The following is a 15,565-nucleotide window of genomic DNA, read 5'->3' on the forward strand; positions in this document are numbered from 1 at the left end:
AGGCGGGGCCTGCCGCCAACTCTGTAACGAGGAAGTACCTGTGGTTCAGCTTTGAGCATCTGGACCTCGGCGCGGGCGGGCGGACACAACCCCGCGCGCCCAGGCACGCACCGCCCGGGACGGACACCACCGCACGCGGAAGCAGGCGAGCAGAGCGCCGAGTGCACGCGAGGATGCACGGCGCAAAAGTGCACAGCGCAAGGGTGCGCGGCGCAGCGCGAGGAGGTTACGCCCACGGGAGGAGTGCGCGAGTTTGACGTGCTCACAGGGGCGGCGCCGGGAAATGGTGACGGCCATCGCGTGATCCTCCGAAGGCGCAATTAAAGATCGAAGGGAACCACGTGATGGCCGCGACAACAGTGTGCCGCCTGATCTCCGGCTGGCGCAGCAAATCGGGACCGGGGACCCCGACTTGTTGCGGTCCACGGTGAAGACCATGACCGAGACATTGACGCCGACCGAGACCGACCACCTGCGCAGCGCGGATTACGGCAGCGGCAAAGCGCGCGGGGCACGGCGCGCGGGGCACGGCGCGCGGGGCACGGCGCGCGGGGCACGGCGCGCGGGGCACGGCGCGCGGGGCACGGCGCGCGGGGTGCGATGTGCGCCCGCCGTCGGAAGGCGCTCGGTCCCCGCGTCTTCTCACATCTCCCTCACGTTCGCGCGCCCCCACCCTCCGGTGTCCTCGCACCCCGGACGTCCTCGCACGCCGACCGCCCGGTCTCCCTGCCCTCAGGCCCCAAGCCCTTGGGCCGCGCGCCCTCGTGCGCGTCCCCGTTTATGCGGACCACGACTCTCTGCTGCGGGTTCTCAAGCGACGCCGAGTCCTTTGGATCATGGGTCCCTTGAAGGGCCCGATCAGTGGGATGCGCCCCAGGCAGGGGGTGTCCACGGCGGCCTGGAGGACGGAGTTTAGGTGGGTGAGGTGGGAAGCTGCTGATGGTCGGGATTGGGGCGTTTGCGCAGGTCAGGGATTGTCGGTGGGCGTTGATAGAACGGGGGCGGAGGTTGTCGATGCGAGTCAAAGACCTGTCCAAGGGTGATCGGCCGCGCGAACGGCTCATGGCCAGTGGGGCCGCCGCGCTGGCCGATCGTGAGTTGCTGGCCGTGCTGCTCGGCTCCGGGTTTCGGGGAGCCAGCGCGCTCGACCTGGCCAGCCAGGTGATCGAGCACTGTGGGGATCTCGATGGGCTCAGCCGTTCGGATCCGCACCGGTTAATCACGTTGCCCGGGATCGGGCCTGCCAAGGCGGCGCGGGTGACGGCGGCCTTTCATCTCGTACGCCGAGCGGAGGCGTGGCCTGAGCGCGAACGCATCACCAGCACGTCCGACCTCGCCCACGCCTGCGCGCCACTGCTCCACGACCGCACCCAGGAGCGGCTCGTCATGGTGGCGTGCGACACCGGTGGGCGGGTGCTCAAGCGGGCGGTGCTGACCGAGGGCGGCAGCGATCACACGGTCATGCCCATACGCGAAGTGATCAGGGAGGTTCTGACGGCGGGCGGCGCGGTGTTCGGGCTCGCTCACAACCATCCGGGCGGGTCACTCGACCCGAGTCCGGAAGATTTGGAGGCCACGGCCCAGCTGCTCGAAGCGGCAGACACGGTCGGATTGCGACTTCTCGACCACGTGATCATCTCAGGCGGGGCTTGGAGGCGCATTCCGCTATAAATCAATTTCCCATCGGACGATGGAGGCAGGTTTCCGCAAACTGCATGATCCCGCATATAGCGTCGAACGGCAGTTTTCCAAGGGATGACCATGAGAATCTAATCGCGCGGGTAGGCCGTTATGGACGTCAGCCGGCCGATACTCGCCGTGGACATGGCGTCATGCCCCCTTGAAGTCGCACGGGGCCATGTCCATGGTCCTGCGTGTGATCCCGGGTGAAGCCCGTTCCTCATGAGTGAGGTCTGGGCAGGCGCGTTGCCCGGGATCATGCGCGGACACGCGGGGTGCGTGGGCGACGGCTGCTGTGGGCGTGTCATAGTCAGCGGTCTCCGGTGCACAGTGCTGGGCCATGGCGCGTACCAGGCACCCACTGCACCCTTGTCACCGGGCGGGTGGCGACCCCGTCCGGTGACGCTGCGTCCATCGGCCCTCTCCACAAGGTTCGCAACAGAAAGTCGGAGCCACCGGTCGGAAAGCTCTTCACCGGGAGGCGATCAGAGGGCAGACTGTTGTTCGCGGCCATCGCGCTCCGATGTCCTTCGAACTGCGTCTTCGGGGGATCGCGATGGCCGTCACCATTTCTTTATTTTTCCGCACGGTCTGTGCGTAATCATGATGTGTACGCATGTGCCTGGCTGGTGGGTATACGTCCCACTCCGCAGGCCGGCTGCCGGCTCGAATATGTCGCGAATGCCTTGTCAGTGTTGTCGGTGGTAATTCTTCCGGTACGTGCTACGTGGTTTGGCGCTCGCCACATGTTTTGCTTTCAGGTTCGCGGATCTCCTGCGCCGGTGCGATTCGACAGTCACACTAGTGATCGCGGCCACCGTCATTCTCCCTCACCGTGAATCGTTGCTTACGCAGGGGTTTGTGCGGTGGCCGCGCTACTGTGCGATTGCTACCTCGGCAGCATCGGCCCCTCGGACGTCAGCATCTGGACGGCTGTCGTTGGGCGTCGGGCAGGTGCGCCGCAACCGCCCGTCTTCCGTGGGTTGCGGGGAGACGCATCGCGGACCAGGGCAAGGGTGCCCGGCTGCCGAACCGCCGACCGACACGGGCGCACGCAGGTGATCCGCCAACCGAGGCAAAGGCGCGGGCAGCCGAACCGCCGACTGAGGCAGAGGTACAGGCAGCCAAACCGCCGACTGAGGCAGAGGCGCGGGCGACCGAACCACTAGCCGAAGCAGGGGGCGTCGCTTTAGCGACGGGCGGCGTCCGCTTCGGCCCTTGGTGGACGGAAGTTCCGATTGAGGACGATTGTAGAATCCCCGGCGTGCTGGATCGCGGGGGTCGTGTTCCCCTCTACGTGCAGGTTGCCGACCTGCTTCGCGATCGGATCGAGCGTGGCGAGCTCAAGGCCGGCGAGCCTGTGCCCAGCGAGGCCGCGCTCCAGAAGGACTACCTCATCGCCCAGACCACCGCCCGGCGGGTCGCGCGGGAGTTGCGGGCGCGGGGACTGGTGTTCACGGTCAGTGGGGAAGGGACGTTCGTCGGGCGGCCTGGGACGCCTCGGACGTTCGTACATATGCCGATCTATCAGAGAATTTCTGCGGATATTGTCGAGCGCATCGAGCGTGGAGATATTGCGCCTAACCGGGCCATTCCCGGGGAGCGGGCATTGATGCGGCGATATGGGGTGGCGAAGGTCACCGTACGGCAGGCTGTGGCGTATCTGCGAGAATATGGCTGGGTGGTCACTGTGCCATATCGGGGCAGCTACGTGACTACCCCTGAGAAATGGCCCATACGTCCTGGTTCTTGATTGGGCTTCCCGCTGCCTCGCCGTTGGATATTCTTGGGGTGTGCTGAATCGCGAGGGCGACAGGTATCTTTATCTCCAGATCAGCGAGGTCATCAGGTCGCGCATCATCGCCGAACTGTCGCCTGGAGATGTGGTTATCAGCGAGGCGGGGATCCAGCGGGAGTTCAACGTCGCGCGTACGACTGCACGCCGGGCCATTCGCGTGCTGCGTAATCAAGGACTGGTCCATACTCGGCAAGGTCAGGGGACGTTTGTCAGCGTGCCGGGTGAACTTCGGCCTGTGGGGCGGGATAAGCCGCTTTATCGGCATATAGCCGGGGAGATTCGGGAGCGCATCAAGGCCGGTGATCTGGCCGCCAGGCAGCAGATTCCCAGCGAAGTCACGTTGGTGCGGTCGTACGAGGCCGCTCGTGAGACCGTGCGGCGGGCTATTGCGCTGCTGCGCGACGAGGGGTGGGTATACAGCGTTCCGCACCGTGGGACTTACGTCTCCCCGGAGGAGCAATGGCCGTCGACCACGACCGGCCAGTGACGGTCAGGGACGCGACCACCGGAGCACCGCGTCAAGGGCTGGTGATGTGGCAGGTGAGCCGGGCTGTTGCGGCGCCAATCTCGGCTGACCTGAGTAGGGCGGCGCCTAGTGTCAGCGCCAGGCGAGGCATGGGCCTGAGCCAAGCACAGCACGGGGCCTGAGCCAAGCGCAGCACTGTGCATCACGCGAGGCGGGTGAGGAGAGGCAACACCCTGTAGGGCCGTGCAAAAGCGCTGAACAGCAGCGCGGGGCGGTGGCCCGGGGCGGCGGGTCGGAGGGAGGAAGCGCGGGCAGAGCCGAGCCGGAGCGGGCATCCGCCGGGACCAGCGGTAGCGCGGGCCTCAGGGCCGGGCGACGGAGCGGGACGCCGGCGTGGCAGGGCGAGACGGCGGGGAGAGGCGGTGTGCCGCAGGGCGGGGTGTGGTGAGGGGATTGATGGGGGTGGGGGTGGGGGTGAGCTCTAAGGGCCTTCAGGGTGTGTTCGGTGAGGACTGGAGGGCTGGTCAGAGTAGGCGGAACCAGAGGCAGACCACGGGGGTCGAGCCGGTGACCTCCACGCCGTACGCGCGCCAGAACCCCACATGCGACTCCCCCCACTCAGCCACGGACGCGTAGCCTTCGCCTTCGGCGTTCGCGAACTCCCAGCTCACCTCAGCGAACGGCACCACCTCGACCCGGGTGATCTCGATCTCCCCCACGCGCTCCCCCGAATCGCCGACGAGGGCGAGCCGTTCACCGACGTGCTCGACCTCCTCCCCCTCAGCCTCGTAGTCGAGGGTCAGGAGCCCGGCGGTCGCGGTCTTGTGACCGGACAGCACGAGGTCGGTCAACCGGGTACGAAGTTCGCCGGGCGTACCAAGCTCAAGGACCCGCAGTCCGTCCATCCGTGGCCACATGACCTCGATGCTAGAAGACGGGGATGATGTCCTCAGGATCGACGACGTCCACCTGCACCCCTTCGAGGTCGAGTTCGGGGATGGCGGGAAAGGCGATGCCCCAGCGTTCGACGATGGCGCGGACGCGGGCCATGGCCAGGCGCCAGTTCTCGGCCTGCTCCTCGTACGACAGCACCCCCAGCCCCGCCTGCCTGGCGTGGTCGATGAGGACGCGGTGGTTGGCCAGGAAGTACGGCGGCAGCTCCCAGAACCCCTCGGGCGGCTCCCAGAGGATCATGCTGAGGAAGACGAACCCGGCTCTGAGCTGCCGGGTGATCAGGCCCCGGGTGTCGTCGGTGAGGCCGGGCCACTCGTTCTCCAGGATGGTCATGCAGATCTGGAGATGGCGGGACTCATCGCGCCCGATGCGCTGGAACATCTCGCCGAAGACGGGGTGCCGGGTGCCGGAGGCCATGCCGCGGAAGAGCGTCGAGGCGGCCATCTCGCCCATCATGAAGCTGGTGAACAGCACCGGCAGCGAATATCGGCCGACGGCGGCGGTGTAGCCGTTCCAGTAGCGGCCGCCGTTGTGGTAGAGCCAGCCGATGTTGTTGTGGGCGGCGGCTTCGAGGTCGTCGGACGGCGTCCAGTCGAGGGGACCGCCGGGCCACAGGCGGGCGATGGTGCGCTGGCAGCACTCCTCGTGGTTCATCTCGTCGCGGGTGATCGAGAAGAAACACTTCCTGACCGGGTCCTCCTCGTGCTTCTCGAACGCCTGGATGGTGGCGCGGGCGAAGACGGCGGGCCCTGAGGCGTCGAAGTTGGCGAGCACGGCGAACCAGTACATGATGCCCAGCCGCTGCTCGCGGGTGAAGGCGGCGGGGTCGAGGGCGTCCCAGGGCAGGTCGGCGGGGTTCCAGACGACGCGCTTGGACTTCTCGTAGATGGCGGCGAGCTTCTCGGTCTCGACCCGCCACTCCATCGGGTAGATGTTGGGCTGCGGGATGTCCGGCGCCGGCCAGAAGCCGCCTTCCGGGATCGTGAGGTCGGCCATGGTTGTGACACCTCCTCTCCCATCCTGCGACTGCTGCGTCACGCATGGCAAGGACGCCGCGCCAGACCTGGTGATCATGGGGGCGGGCGCGCGCAGTAGAGTGACGGCATGCCGTTCTCCACGGAGCTCGTACGCGACTTCGTGAACACCTTCGACGTCGAAACCCAGACGGACGAGCTGTCCTCACCGGCGGAGCTGGCCCTGTGGCTGCGCGAGCGCGACCTGGCCGGCCCCCACGACCGAGCGACCGACGACGACCTGCGGACCGCGCACGAGTTGCGTGAGGGCCTGCGGGCGGCGCTCAGGCGCGAGGCGGCCGACCTGCCGGGGCTCCCCCTGCGGGTGGTGGTGACTCCGGAGGAGGGTCCCGGGCTGGCGCCGGTGGCGGGCGGTGTTCTGGGCGGGCTGGCGCGGATCGCCGCGGCGGCCGTGACGGCGTCGTGGGACCGGCTCAAGGTGTGCGCGGAGGGAACCTGTCAGTGGGCGTTCATCGACTCGTCGAAGAACCGTTCCCGCTCGTGGTGTTCCATGCGGGTTTGCGGCAACCGCACCAAGACACGCGCTTACCGGGCGAGGAAGCGGGGTTCGCGTCGTCCTCAAGGGTCAAACACCGATACGGTGTAACTCGTGCCTTGTGGCATGAACGGCAGGCGAAGGAGCGGGCCGAGATGGCAGACGTAGGCGTCCGGGCGGCCCGGCGCGAGGATGTGCTCCAGGTTGCGAATACTCAGATCCGCGCCTGGCGCTACGGCTATCGGGATTTCCTCCCGGAAGGTCCACTCGAGCAGATGACCGGCGCGGCGGCGGAGAAGATGTGGCTGCGCCAGTGGGACGAGGCGATCGTCGCCCCGCCCAGCCCCATGCACCGGGTGCTGGTCGCGGTGGAGACCATCCTCGACACCGAGGGCTTCCCCGCCCTCGGCGCGGGGGGCAGCGCCGCTCTGGTCACTCCTCGTGGTGGTGAGCGCGTGGTGGGTCTGGCCTCCCATGCGCCGGCCGAGGATCCCGACCTCGATCCCAGCGTGACGGCCGAGATGCTGACCCTGCTGGTCGATCCCGACTTCGTACGCCGGGGTCACGGCAGCCGCCTGCTCAACGCCACCGTCGACTACCTGCGCGAAGACGGCTTCCGGCAGATCGTCACCTGGGTGTTCGCCGACAATTACGCTGTACTCGGCTTCCTGGAGTCGGCCGGTTGGGGCGAGGACATGGCAGAGCGCGTCCTCGACATGGGCCGCCCGATCAGGATGGTCAGGCTCAGGACCGACATCAGCTAGAGGTTTGAGGACAAAGATGGCAACCCCCGGCCAGTGGATCGCCGGCGCCCGTCCCCGCACACTGCCCAACGCCATCGTGCCCGTCATGGTGGGCACCGGCGTGGCGATCGGCGAGGGCGGCTTCGTGTGGTGGCGGGCCGTCCTGGCGCTGCTCGTGGCGCTGGCCCTGCAGATCGGCGTCAACTACGCCAACGACTACAGCGACGGCATCCGCGGCACCGACGACCAGCGCGTCGGCCCGATGCGGCTGGTCGGCTCGCGGGTGGCGCCGCCCAGGCAGGTGCTGGCGGCGGCGCTCGGCTCTTTCGCCGTGGCAGCCGTGCTGGGGCTCGCGCTGGTGCTGGTGACGCAGGCGTGGTGGGTGCTGCTGGTGGGCGCGGTGGCGATCGCGGCCGCCTGGTTCTACACCGGAGGCAAGCGCCCGTACGGCTACCGCGGCCTCGGCGAGCTGGCCGTGTTCGTGTTCTTCGGCATCGTGCCGGTGGTCGGCACGGCGTACGTGCAGACGGAGCAGCTGAGCTGGGCGGCGCTGATCGCGTCGATCCCGGTGGGCCTGCTGTCGTGCTCGATGCTGGTGGTCAACAACCTGCGCGACGTCGACACCGACGGCGAGTCGGGCAAGCGCACGCTCGCCGTACGGCTGGGCGCCGAACGCACCCGTGCCCTCTACGTCGCCTGCCAGGTCATCCCCTACTTCGTGGCGCTGACGATGGTGCCGTTCACGCCGTGGGCGGCGCTGGTGCTGCTGAGCGCGCCGCTGGCGGTGCTGCCGGTCAGGGCGGTGATGGGCAAAGCGGTGGGCCCCGCGCTCATCACCGTGCTGCAGCAGACGGGCAAGCTGCAGATGGCGTACGGGGCCCTCTTCGCGGTGGGGCTGGCCCTCGTCTTCTGAGGCGTCTTCTAGGGTGGGACGGTGAAGGATTTCATCGCCGGTCTGCCGAAGTGCGAACTGCACCTGCACATCGAGGGCACGCTGGAGCCCGAGCTGAAGTTCGAGCTGGCCAGGCGTAACGGCCTGGAGCTGCCGTACGCGTCGGTCGAGGAGATGCGGGCGGCCTACACCTTCGACAGCCTGCCGTCGTTCCTGACGATCTACTACGAGGGCATGCGGGTGCTGCGCACCGAGCCCGACTTCTACGACCTGGCCATGGCCTACCTGCGCAAGGCGGCGAGCCAGAACGTCCGCTACGCGGAGATCTTCTTCGACCCGCAGGCGCACACCTCGCGCGGTGTGCCGTTCGACGTGGTGATCAGGGGGCTGCGCAGGGCGCTGCTCGACGCGTACGCGCAGCTCGGGCTGCGGGCCCAGCTCATCATGTGCTTCCTGCGCGACTTCCAGGCCGAGTACGCGATGGCGACGCTGCTGGAGTCGCTGCCGTACAAGGAGTGGATCGCCGGCGTGGGCCTCGACTCCGACGAGAAGGGCAACCCGCCGCGCAAGTTCGCGGCCGTCTATGAGCGAGCCAGGCAGGAGGGCTACCTGCTGACCATGCACTGCGACGTCGACCAGGACGACGCGGCCGAGCACATCAGGCAGGCGATCGAGGACATCGGGGTCGACCGCATCGACCACGGCGTCAACATCCTGGAGGACCAGCGGCTGGTCGAGAAGGTGCTGGCCAGGGGCATGGGGCTGACGTGCTGCCCGGTCTCCAACGGCTACGTGACGGACTCGATGAAGGCCGAGGGCATCCGCAAGCTGATGGACCTCGGGGTGCGCGTGACGATCAACTCCGACGATCCGGCGTATTTCGCTGCGTACGTGACGGAGAACCTCCTGGCCCTGCACGAGGCGCTCCAGCTCACCCGTGAGGAGCTGGCCGGGCTGCAGCGCAACGCGTTCGAGATCACCTGGCTGCCCCGCCACCTCAAGGACGCCTACCTCGCCGAGGTGGACGCCTACCTCTCGTGAGCTAGCCTTAGGTCACCGAGCACCGCCGACGAGTGCGAGGGATCATGGCCGAACGGGCCGGCGTGCCCACCGACATCGCGGAGTTCGAGCAGGCACTCGCCGAGTGCGTCGCCATCGCGGGGCGGGCGATGCCCGACTCGCCCATGCTGAGCATCGTGCTGTGCCGCGACGGCGAGATCCCCACGGTGGCCTGCTCCGACGGTGTCGCCGAGCTGCTCGACGGCCTGCAGCGGGCCACGGGGCAGGGGCCGGTGCTCGACGTGATCAGGGACGGCGGTCCCGTGACGTCCGACGATCTGCGGGCCGAGTCGCGCTGGCCGCGCTTCTCGGCGGCGGCCGGGCAGGTGCGCGGGGTGCACTGCGAGCCGCTGGAGTCGGCGGGTGTGCTGCTCGGCGTGCTGACGCTCTACGCGAGCCGTCCCGGCGGGTTCGCCGACGAGACGTGGACGGCGATGCGGGTGACGGCGGCGCACGTGGGGGTGCTGTTCCGTGCGGCGCTCGACGTGGCCCGCATGCGGGAGGTGGCGGGGCAGCTCAAGGAGGCGCTGACCACGCGCGGGGTGATCGACCAGGCGCTCGGCATCGTCATGGCGCAGCGCCGGTGCACCGCGCGGCAGGCGTTCGAGCTGTTACGGCAGATCTCGCAGGACCGCAACGTCAAGGTGCACCAGATCGCCGCCGCGATCGTGGAGAAGGTGAGTGGCGAGCCGGCCCGCCGCTCCCGCTTCGAAGAACCCCCACAGAAGACATCAGGCTGACCAGACGGCGCGGCGCCTCACACCAAGCACCGCCTCACACCAAGCACCGCATCACACCAAGCACCGCATCACACCAAGCACCGCATCACGACGCGTGGCGCGAGCTCGATGCCCAGCTCCCGCTCGTGCGCGACCAGCGCCCGCAGCTCGGGCCCCCACGCGCTCTCGGGCAGCACGGAGAAGCCGTGGCGGGCGTACCAGGGGCCGTTCCACGGCACGTCCCTGAACGTCGTCAGCGTCACGCCGGGCGCCCCGCAGGCCCGCGCGTGGTCGATCACCGCCGCGACGAGCCGCCCGCCGACGCCCTGGCGCATACGCTCGGGACGTACGGCGAGCTGGTCGAGATGCACGCACCCGTCGACCTCGCCGATGAGCGCGAACCCGTCGGGCGGGGCCCCCTCGACCAGCACCGCGTGCGGGTCGGCGACCTCTTCGATCATCGTCGTGCCCGGCGGGAACACGATGCCCACCTGCTCGAACAGCCGGTCGGCGGCCAGCTCGATCGGCACCAATCCGGCCAGCTCATCCGCCTCGGCCCATCGCACCATGGCGACACGATCTCATGTTCGGAGCGTAGCTCGCCGCTCATATTAGGGTTGAAGATCGTAGGCCCGGCTGTGCGGAGCCGGGACCCTCTCCTCACGACGTGCCCACGTCCGCGTGTGCGAGGCGTGGGCACGTCGTGTGCACCTGGCTAGAGGTCGAGCAGCCGCTCCAGGCCCACCGTGAGGCCGGGCAGCTCGCGCACCCGCCGCACGCCGAGCAGCACGCCGGGGGTGAACGCGGCCCGGCTCATGGTGTCGTGGCGGATCGTCAGCGTCTCGCCGTCGCCGCCGAGCAGCACCTCCTGGTGGGCGATGAGCCCCGACAGGCGCACGGCGTGGACGTGGACGCCGCCGACGTCGGCCCCGCGGGCGCCGTCGAGCGCGGTGCTGGTGGCGTCGGGCATCGACCCGAGCCCGGCCTTGGAACGCGCCTCGGAGATCAGCTCAGCGGTGCGCCTGGCCGTGCCGGACGGCGCGTCGGCCTTGTTGGGGTGGTGCAGCTCGACGATCTCGGCCGACTCGAAGTAGCGGGCGGCCTGCTGCGCGAAGTGCATCATGAGCACGGCCGCGATGCCGAAGTTGGGGGCGATGAGGCAGTTGGTGCCGGGGTTGGCGGCCAGCCAGCCCCGCACGGTCTCGAGCCGCCCCTCATCGAAGCCGGTGGTGCCCACCACCGGGTGGACGCCGTGGCCGATCGCCCATTCGAGGTTGCCCATCACCACGTCGGGATGGGTGAAGTCGACCACCACCTCGGCGCCGGCGAGCCCTTCGATGGAGTCGTCCTTGTCGAGCGCGGCCACCAGCTCCATGTCGGCTGCCGCCTCGACCGCCTTGCACACCTCGACGCCCACACGTCCCTGGGCGCCCAGCACACCTACCCTGATCACAGGGCGAGCCTATCGTGCCGCCGCCCCGCCGATGCCGGACCGGGGGGCGGCGGCGCGCGTCTCAGCGGATCGCGTCGCTGAAGTCCTTGTCGCCGTACGGGCCGATGACGGCCAGCGTGAGCGGCCGGTTGAGCACGTCGGCGGCGACCTCGGTGATCTCGTCGGGGGTGACGGACTCGATGCGCGCGAGCACCTCGTCCACCGACATGAGCTCGTCGTAGACCAGCTCGTTCTTGCCGATGCGGGACATGCGCGAGCCGGTGTCCTCCAGGCCGAGCACGAGCCCGCCGCGCATCTGGCCCTTGCCGCGCATGATCTCGTCGGCGGTGAGCCCTTCGGCCACCACCCTGGACACCTCGTCGCGGCAGATCTTCAGCACGTCGTCGATCTTCGAGGGCAGGCAGCCCACGTAGATGCCGAACTGGCCGGTGTCGGCGTAGGCCGAGGTGTAGCTGTAGGCGGAGTAGGCCAGGCCGCGCTTCTCCCTGATCTCCTGGAAGAGCCGCGACGACATGCCGCCGCCGAGCGCCGCGTTGAGCACGCCGAGCGCGAACCTGCGGTCGTCGGTGCGGGACAGGCCGGTCGTGCCGAGCACCAGGTTGGCCTGCTCGGTGGGCCGGTCGAGGACCGCGACGCCGGACCGCGTCGCGGCGCCGGGGCCGCTGGTGCGCGGCGGCTCGAACTCGGCGGGGCCGCTCAGCGCCCCCGCCCGCTCGTAGGCCCTGGCGACCAGCTCGACGACCTCTTCGTGCCTGACGTTGCCCGCCACCGACACGACGGTGCGGCGCGGCAGGTAGAAGCGGTGGTAGTACTCGGCGATGCGCTCGCGCCCGAGCGCGTTGATGGAGTCGACCGTGCCCAGGATGGGCCGGCCGATCGGCGAGTCGCCGTAGAGGGTGGCGGCGAACTGCTCGTGCACCACGTCGGAGGGGTCGTCGTCGTGCATGGCGATCTCTTCGAGGATCACGCCACGCTCGGACTCGACGTCGTCCTCGGTCACCAGCGAGCTGGTCACCACGTCGGCGAGCACGTCGACCGCGACCGGCAGGTCCTCGTCGAGGACCCGCGCGTAGTAGCAGGTGTACTCCTTGGCGGTGAAGGCGTTGATCTCACCGCCGATGCCCTCGATGGAGGCGGAGATCTCCATGGCGTCGCGCGTCGGAGTGCCCTTGAACAGCAGGTGCTCAAGGAAGTGGGTGGCCCCCATGTGCTCGGGAGCCTCGTCGCGCGAGCCGATGCCGACCCACATGCCGACCGCGACGCTCCGCACGGTCGGCATGGTCTCGGTCACCACGCGCAGCCCACCCGGGAGGACGGTGCGCCTTACCACCCCGGCTCCGTCCTTGCCGGGGTGCAGCGTGGTCGTGGTCACGAGTTCCGGTCGTCTCCCTCGGAGGAGCTGCGGGAGCTGCGCACGCGGGTGCGGGTGCGGCGCGGGCGCTCTGACTTGTCGTCGGCGGCCGGGGCGGCGGGCGCCTCGGACTGCTCGGGAGCACCGCCGTCAGCGGCCTTGGCCTCCTTCTCGGCGGCCTCCTTCTCGATGACCTCGACCGGCACCAGCGAGAGCTTGCCGCGGCCGTCGATCTCGGCGATCTCGACCTGGATCTTCTCGCCGACGGCCATGACGTCCTCGACGTTCTCGATGCGCTTGCCGCCGTGCAGCTTGCGGATCTGGGAGACGTGGAGCAGGCCGTCCTTGCCCGGCATGAGCGAGATGAACGCGCCGAAGGCGGCGATCTTGACGACCGTGCCCAGGTAGCGCTCGCCCACCTCGGGCATGTGCGGGTTGGCGATGGCGTTGATCGCCGAACGGGCGGCCTCGGCGGACGGCCCGTCGGTGGCGCCGATGTAGATCGTGCCGTCGTCCTCGATGGTGATCTCGGCGCCGGTGTCGTCCTGGATCTGGTTGATCATCTTGCCCTTGGGGCCGATGACCTCGCCGATCTTGTCGACCGGGACCTTGATGGTGATGATGCGCGGCGCGGTCGGGTTCATCTCCGCCGGGGAGTCGATCGCCTCCTGCATCACGTCGAGGATCGCCAGGCGGGCGCCCTTGGCCTGCTTGAGCGCGCCGGCGAGGACGCTCGCGGGGATGCCGTCGAGCTTGGTGTCGAGCTGCAGGGCGGTGATGACGTCCTTGGTGCCGGCGACCTTGAAGTCCATGTCGCCCATGGCGTCTTCGGCGCCCAGGATGTCGGTCAGCGTGACGTAGGTGTCGCCCTCGCCGATCAGGCCCATCGCGATGCCGGCGACCATCTCCTTGAGCGGCACACCGGCGTCGAGCAGCGCCATGGTGGAGGCGCAGACCGAGCCCATCGAGGTCGAGCCGTTGGAGCCGAGCGCCTCCGACACCTGCCTGATCGCGTAGGGGAACTCCTCACGCGTGGGCAGCACCGGGATCAGCGCCCGCTCGGCCAGCGCGCCGTGACCGATCTCGCGGCGCTTGGGCGAGCCCACCCGGCCGGTCTCACCGGTGGAGTAGGGCGGGAAGTTGTAGTTGTGCATGTAGCGCTTGGTCCGCTCGGGGTTGAGCGTGTCGATGACCTGCTCCATGCGCAGCATGTTGAGCGTCGTGATGCCGAGGATCTGGGTCTCGCCACGCTCGAACAGCGCCGAGCCGTGCACCCGGGGCACCACGTGGACCTCGGCCGACAGCGCGCGGATGTCCTTCGTTCCGCGGCCGTCGATGCGCACGCCCTCCTTGATGACGCGCTCGCGCATGAGCTTCTTCATCACCGAGCGGAACGCGGCGGAGATCTCCTTCTCGCGGCCCTCGAACTCGGGCAGGAGCTTCTCGGCGGCCAGCGCCTTGACCTTCTCCAGCTCGTTCTCGCGCTCCTGCTTGCCGGCGATGGTCAGCGCGGCGGCGAGCTCGGTCTTGATCGCGGCCTCGACGGCGGTGTAGACGTCGTCCTGGTAGTCGAGGAAGATCGGGTATTCGGCGGTCTCCTTGGCGGCGACCTGCGCGATGCGGGACTGCGCCTCGCACAGCACCTTGATGAACGGCTTGGCCGCCTCGAGGCCCTGCGCGACGGTCTCCTCGGTCGGGGCGACCGCGCCGTCGGCGACGAGCTTGAGCGTGTCCTTCGTGGACTCCGCCTCGACCATCATGATCGCGACGTCGCCGTCGTCGAGCACCCGCCCGGCCACGACCATGTCGAACGTGGCCCGCTCAAGCTCGTGGTGGGTCGGGAAGGCCACCCACTGGCCGTCGATCAGCGCCACCCGGACACCGCCGATGGGGCCCGAGAAGGGCAGCCCGGCGAGCTGGGTGGACAGCGACGCGGCGTTGATGGCGACCACGTCGTAGAGGTGGTCGGGGTTGAGCGCCATGACGGTGGCGACGACCTGGACCTCGTTGCGCAGGCCCTTGACGAACGACGGGCGCAGCGGCCGGTCGATCAGCCGGCAGGTGAGGATCGCGTCCTCGGAGGGACGGCCCTCGCGGCGGAAGAACGAGCCGGGGATGCGGCCCGCGGCGTACATGCGCTCTTCGACGTCGACCGTCAGCGGGAAGAAGTCGAACTGCTCCTTCGCCGTCTTGGACGCGGTCGTCGCCGAGAGCACCATCGTGTCGCTGTCGAGATAGGCGACGGCGGAACCCGCCGCCTGGCGCGCGAGCCGACCGGTCTCGAACCGGATCGTACGCGTGCCGAATGAGCCGTTGTCTATGACGGCTTCAGCAGTGTGGACACCCTCCACGGGGGACCTCCTTGTGGTCGGTCACCCGCGCCCTTTTCTCACCGGCACCCTCGTTAGGTGCAGCGCCGGTCTTCGATCGAAGCGCCCGGTCAAGTGCGTTCTTACCGGAAGCCACTACCGAGGACCGGCCCGCAGGCGTCGCGGGTCGCATGGTGCTGAGCGGACGCGGGGGCTGTGTGTCTCGGATCTTCAGTTGTACGCCAGGCGCGGGGCGGTTTTCACGCCGCCACGCGCCCTGCGATGGGTCCTACCCCATATGAGGAGGGAGCGGCGCGCAGGCCGCTCCCTCGTCATGTTATCGGCGCAGACCGAGCCGCTCGATGAGCGAACGGTAGCGCTGGATGTCGACCTTCTGCAGGTACTTCAGCAGGCGGCGCCGGCGACCCACGAGCAGCAGCAGACCACGACGGCTGTGGTGGTCGTGCTTGTGCGTCTTGAGGTGCTCGGTCAGCTCGCTGATGCGCTTGCTGAGCAGCGCGATCTGCACCTCGGGCGACCCGGTGTCACCCTCGGTCGTCGCGTACTCGTCGATGATGGACTTCTTGGCAGCGGTGTCGAGGGACACGGCTCTCCTTCGATCTACGGACACG

At 68.8% G+C, this 15,565-nt stretch carries 15 protein-coding genes; 8 read left to right on the forward strand and 7 right to left on the reverse strand.

What is annotated here, in order from left to right; all coding sequences use genetic code 11:
• Positions 1-1,014 precede the first annotated feature (1,014 nt).
• From radC to AB0K12_RS31475, 3 genes are all read left to right on the forward strand, one after another.
• Positions 1,015-1,671 (forward strand): DNA repair protein RadC, encoded by a 657-nt coding sequence (gene radC / locus AB0K12_RS31465; RefSeq protein ID WP_364569200.1) that lies wholly within the window; start codon positions 1,015-1,017, stop codon positions 1,669-1,671.
• Positions 1,672-2,944: 1,273 nt separating this feature from the next.
• Positions 2,945-3,433, forward strand: a complete 489-nt coding sequence (locus AB0K12_RS31470; RefSeq protein WP_364569203.1) for a GntR family transcriptional regulator — start codon at positions 2,945-2,947, stop codon at positions 3,431-3,433.
• 40 nt (positions 3,434-3,473) lie between these two features.
• Positions 3,474-3,965 carry a winged helix-turn-helix domain-containing protein gene (locus AB0K12_RS31475; RefSeq protein ID WP_364569206.1) on the forward strand — a complete coding sequence of 164 codons (492 nt, stop codon included), beginning with the start codon at positions 3,474-3,476 and terminating at the stop codon, positions 3,963-3,965.
• Between the two features lie 503 nt (positions 3,966-4,468).
• On the opposite strand, the gene AB0K12_RS31480 is transcribed toward AB0K12_RS31475, so the two are convergent.
• Positions 4,469-4,849 (reverse strand): ASCH domain-containing protein, encoded by a 381-nt coding sequence (locus AB0K12_RS31480; protein ID WP_364569209.1) that lies wholly within the window; start codon positions 4,847-4,849, stop codon positions 4,469-4,471.
• A 22-nt stretch (positions 4,850-4,871) separates the two neighbouring features.
• On the reverse strand, positions 4,872-5,894 hold the full coding sequence (locus tag AB0K12_RS31485) for a hypothetical protein (RefSeq protein ID WP_364569212.1): 1,023 nt from the start codon (positions 5,892-5,894) through the stop codon (positions 4,872-4,874).
• A 108-nt stretch (positions 5,895-6,002) separates the two neighbouring features.
• Between AB0K12_RS31485 and AB0K12_RS31490 the strand changes: the two genes are divergently transcribed.
• From AB0K12_RS31490 to AB0K12_RS31510, 5 genes are all read left to right on the forward strand, one after another.
• Positions 6,003-6,518 carry a CGNR zinc finger domain-containing protein gene (locus AB0K12_RS31490; protein WP_364569215.1) on the forward strand — a complete coding sequence of 172 codons (516 nt, stop codon included), beginning with the start codon at positions 6,003-6,005 and terminating at the stop codon, positions 6,516-6,518.
• Between the two features lie 164 nt (positions 6,519-6,682).
• Positions 6,683-7,171 (forward strand): GNAT family N-acetyltransferase, encoded by a 489-nt coding sequence (locus AB0K12_RS31495; RefSeq protein ID WP_364569218.1) that lies wholly within the window; start codon positions 6,683-6,685, stop codon positions 7,169-7,171.
• Positions 7,172-7,187: 16 nt separating this feature from the next.
• Positions 7,188-8,063, forward strand: a complete 876-nt coding sequence (locus AB0K12_RS31500) for a 1,4-dihydroxy-2-naphthoate polyprenyltransferase (RefSeq protein ID WP_364569221.1) — start codon at positions 7,188-7,190, stop codon at positions 8,061-8,063.
• Positions 8,064-8,084: 21 nt separating this feature from the next.
• Entirely contained in the window at positions 8,085-9,083 is a 999-nt protein-coding gene (locus AB0K12_RS31505; protein ID WP_364569224.1) for an adenosine deaminase, read from the forward strand.
• A gap of 44 nt (positions 9,084-9,127) precedes the next feature.
• A complete protein-coding gene (locus tag AB0K12_RS31510; RefSeq protein ID WP_364569227.1) occupies positions 9,128-9,841 on the forward strand; it encodes a GAF and ANTAR domain-containing protein in 714 nt (237 codons plus the stop codon).
• A gap of 68 nt (positions 9,842-9,909) precedes the next feature.
• On the opposite strand, the gene AB0K12_RS31515 is transcribed toward AB0K12_RS31510, so the two are convergent.
• The 5 genes from AB0K12_RS31515 to rpsO all read right to left on the reverse strand — a co-directional run bounded on the left by AB0K12_RS31515 (position 9,910) and on the right by rpsO (position 15,540).
• Positions 9,910-10,389: a GNAT family N-acetyltransferase gene (locus AB0K12_RS31515; RefSeq protein WP_364569230.1), complete on the reverse strand. Its 480-nt coding sequence runs from the start codon at positions 10,387-10,389 to the stop codon at positions 9,910-9,912.
• A 146-nt stretch (positions 10,390-10,535) separates the two neighbouring features.
• Positions 10,536-11,273, reverse strand: coding sequence for a 4-hydroxy-tetrahydrodipicolinate reductase (gene dapB / locus AB0K12_RS31520; RefSeq protein ID WP_364569233.1), 738 nt, complete (start codon positions 11,271-11,273; stop codon positions 10,536-10,538).
• A gap of 61 nt (positions 11,274-11,334) precedes the next feature.
• Positions 11,335-12,645 carry a pitrilysin family protein gene (locus tag AB0K12_RS31525; RefSeq protein ID WP_364569236.1) on the reverse strand — a complete coding sequence of 437 codons (1,311 nt, stop codon included), beginning with the start codon at positions 12,643-12,645 and terminating at the stop codon, positions 11,335-11,337.
• Entirely contained in the window at positions 12,642-14,975 is a 2,334-nt protein-coding gene (locus AB0K12_RS31530) for a polyribonucleotide nucleotidyltransferase (RefSeq protein ID WP_364569239.1), read from the reverse strand. Before AB0K12_RS31530 ends, AB0K12_RS31525 begins: the two co-directional genes overlap by 4 nt.
• Positions 14,976-15,270: 295 nt before the next feature.
• Positions 15,271-15,540, reverse strand: coding sequence for a 30S ribosomal protein S15 (rpsO, locus tag AB0K12_RS31535; RefSeq protein WP_345398667.1), 270 nt, complete (start codon positions 15,538-15,540; stop codon positions 15,271-15,273).
• Positions 15,541-15,565 lie beyond the last annotated feature (25 nt).

Origin of the sequence: Nonomuraea sp. NPDC049419, assembly GCF_040676995.1 — a bacterium.
Classification (GTDB): domain Bacteria; phylum Actinomycetota; class Actinomycetes; order Streptosporangiales; family Streptosporangiaceae; genus Nonomuraea; species Nonomuraea salmonea.

What these genes read in the sequence shown, in the direction of transcription:
- radC (WP_364569200.1), top strand. Translation starts at nt 1,015, where the DNA reads ATGCGAGTCAAAGACCTGTCCAAGGGTGATCGGCCGCGCGAACGGCTC.
- AB0K12_RS31480 (WP_364569209.1), bottom strand. Translation starts at nt 4,849, where the DNA reads ATGGACGGACTGCGGGTCCTTGAGCTTGGTACGCCCGGCGAACTTCGT.
- AB0K12_RS31485 (WP_364569212.1), bottom strand. Translation starts at nt 5,894, where the DNA reads ATGGCCGACCTCACGATCCCGGAAGGCGGCTTCTGGCCGGCGCCGGAC.
- AB0K12_RS31490 (WP_364569215.1), top strand. Translation starts at nt 6,003, where the DNA reads ATGCCGTTCTCCACGGAGCTCGTACGCGACTTCGTGAACACCTTCGAC.
- AB0K12_RS31495 (WP_364569218.1), top strand. Translation starts at nt 6,683, where the DNA reads ATGACCGGCGCGGCGGCGGAGAAGATGTGGCTGCGCCAGTGGGACGAG.
- AB0K12_RS31500 (WP_364569221.1), top strand. Translation starts at nt 7,188, where the DNA reads ATGGCAACCCCCGGCCAGTGGATCGCCGGCGCCCGTCCCCGCACACTG.
- AB0K12_RS31510 (WP_364569227.1), top strand. Translation starts at nt 9,128, where the DNA reads ATGGCCGAACGGGCCGGCGTGCCCACCGACATCGCGGAGTTCGAGCAG.
- AB0K12_RS31515 (WP_364569230.1), bottom strand. Translation starts at nt 10,389, where the DNA reads ATGGTGCGATGGGCCGAGGCGGATGAGCTGGCCGGATTGGTGCCGATC.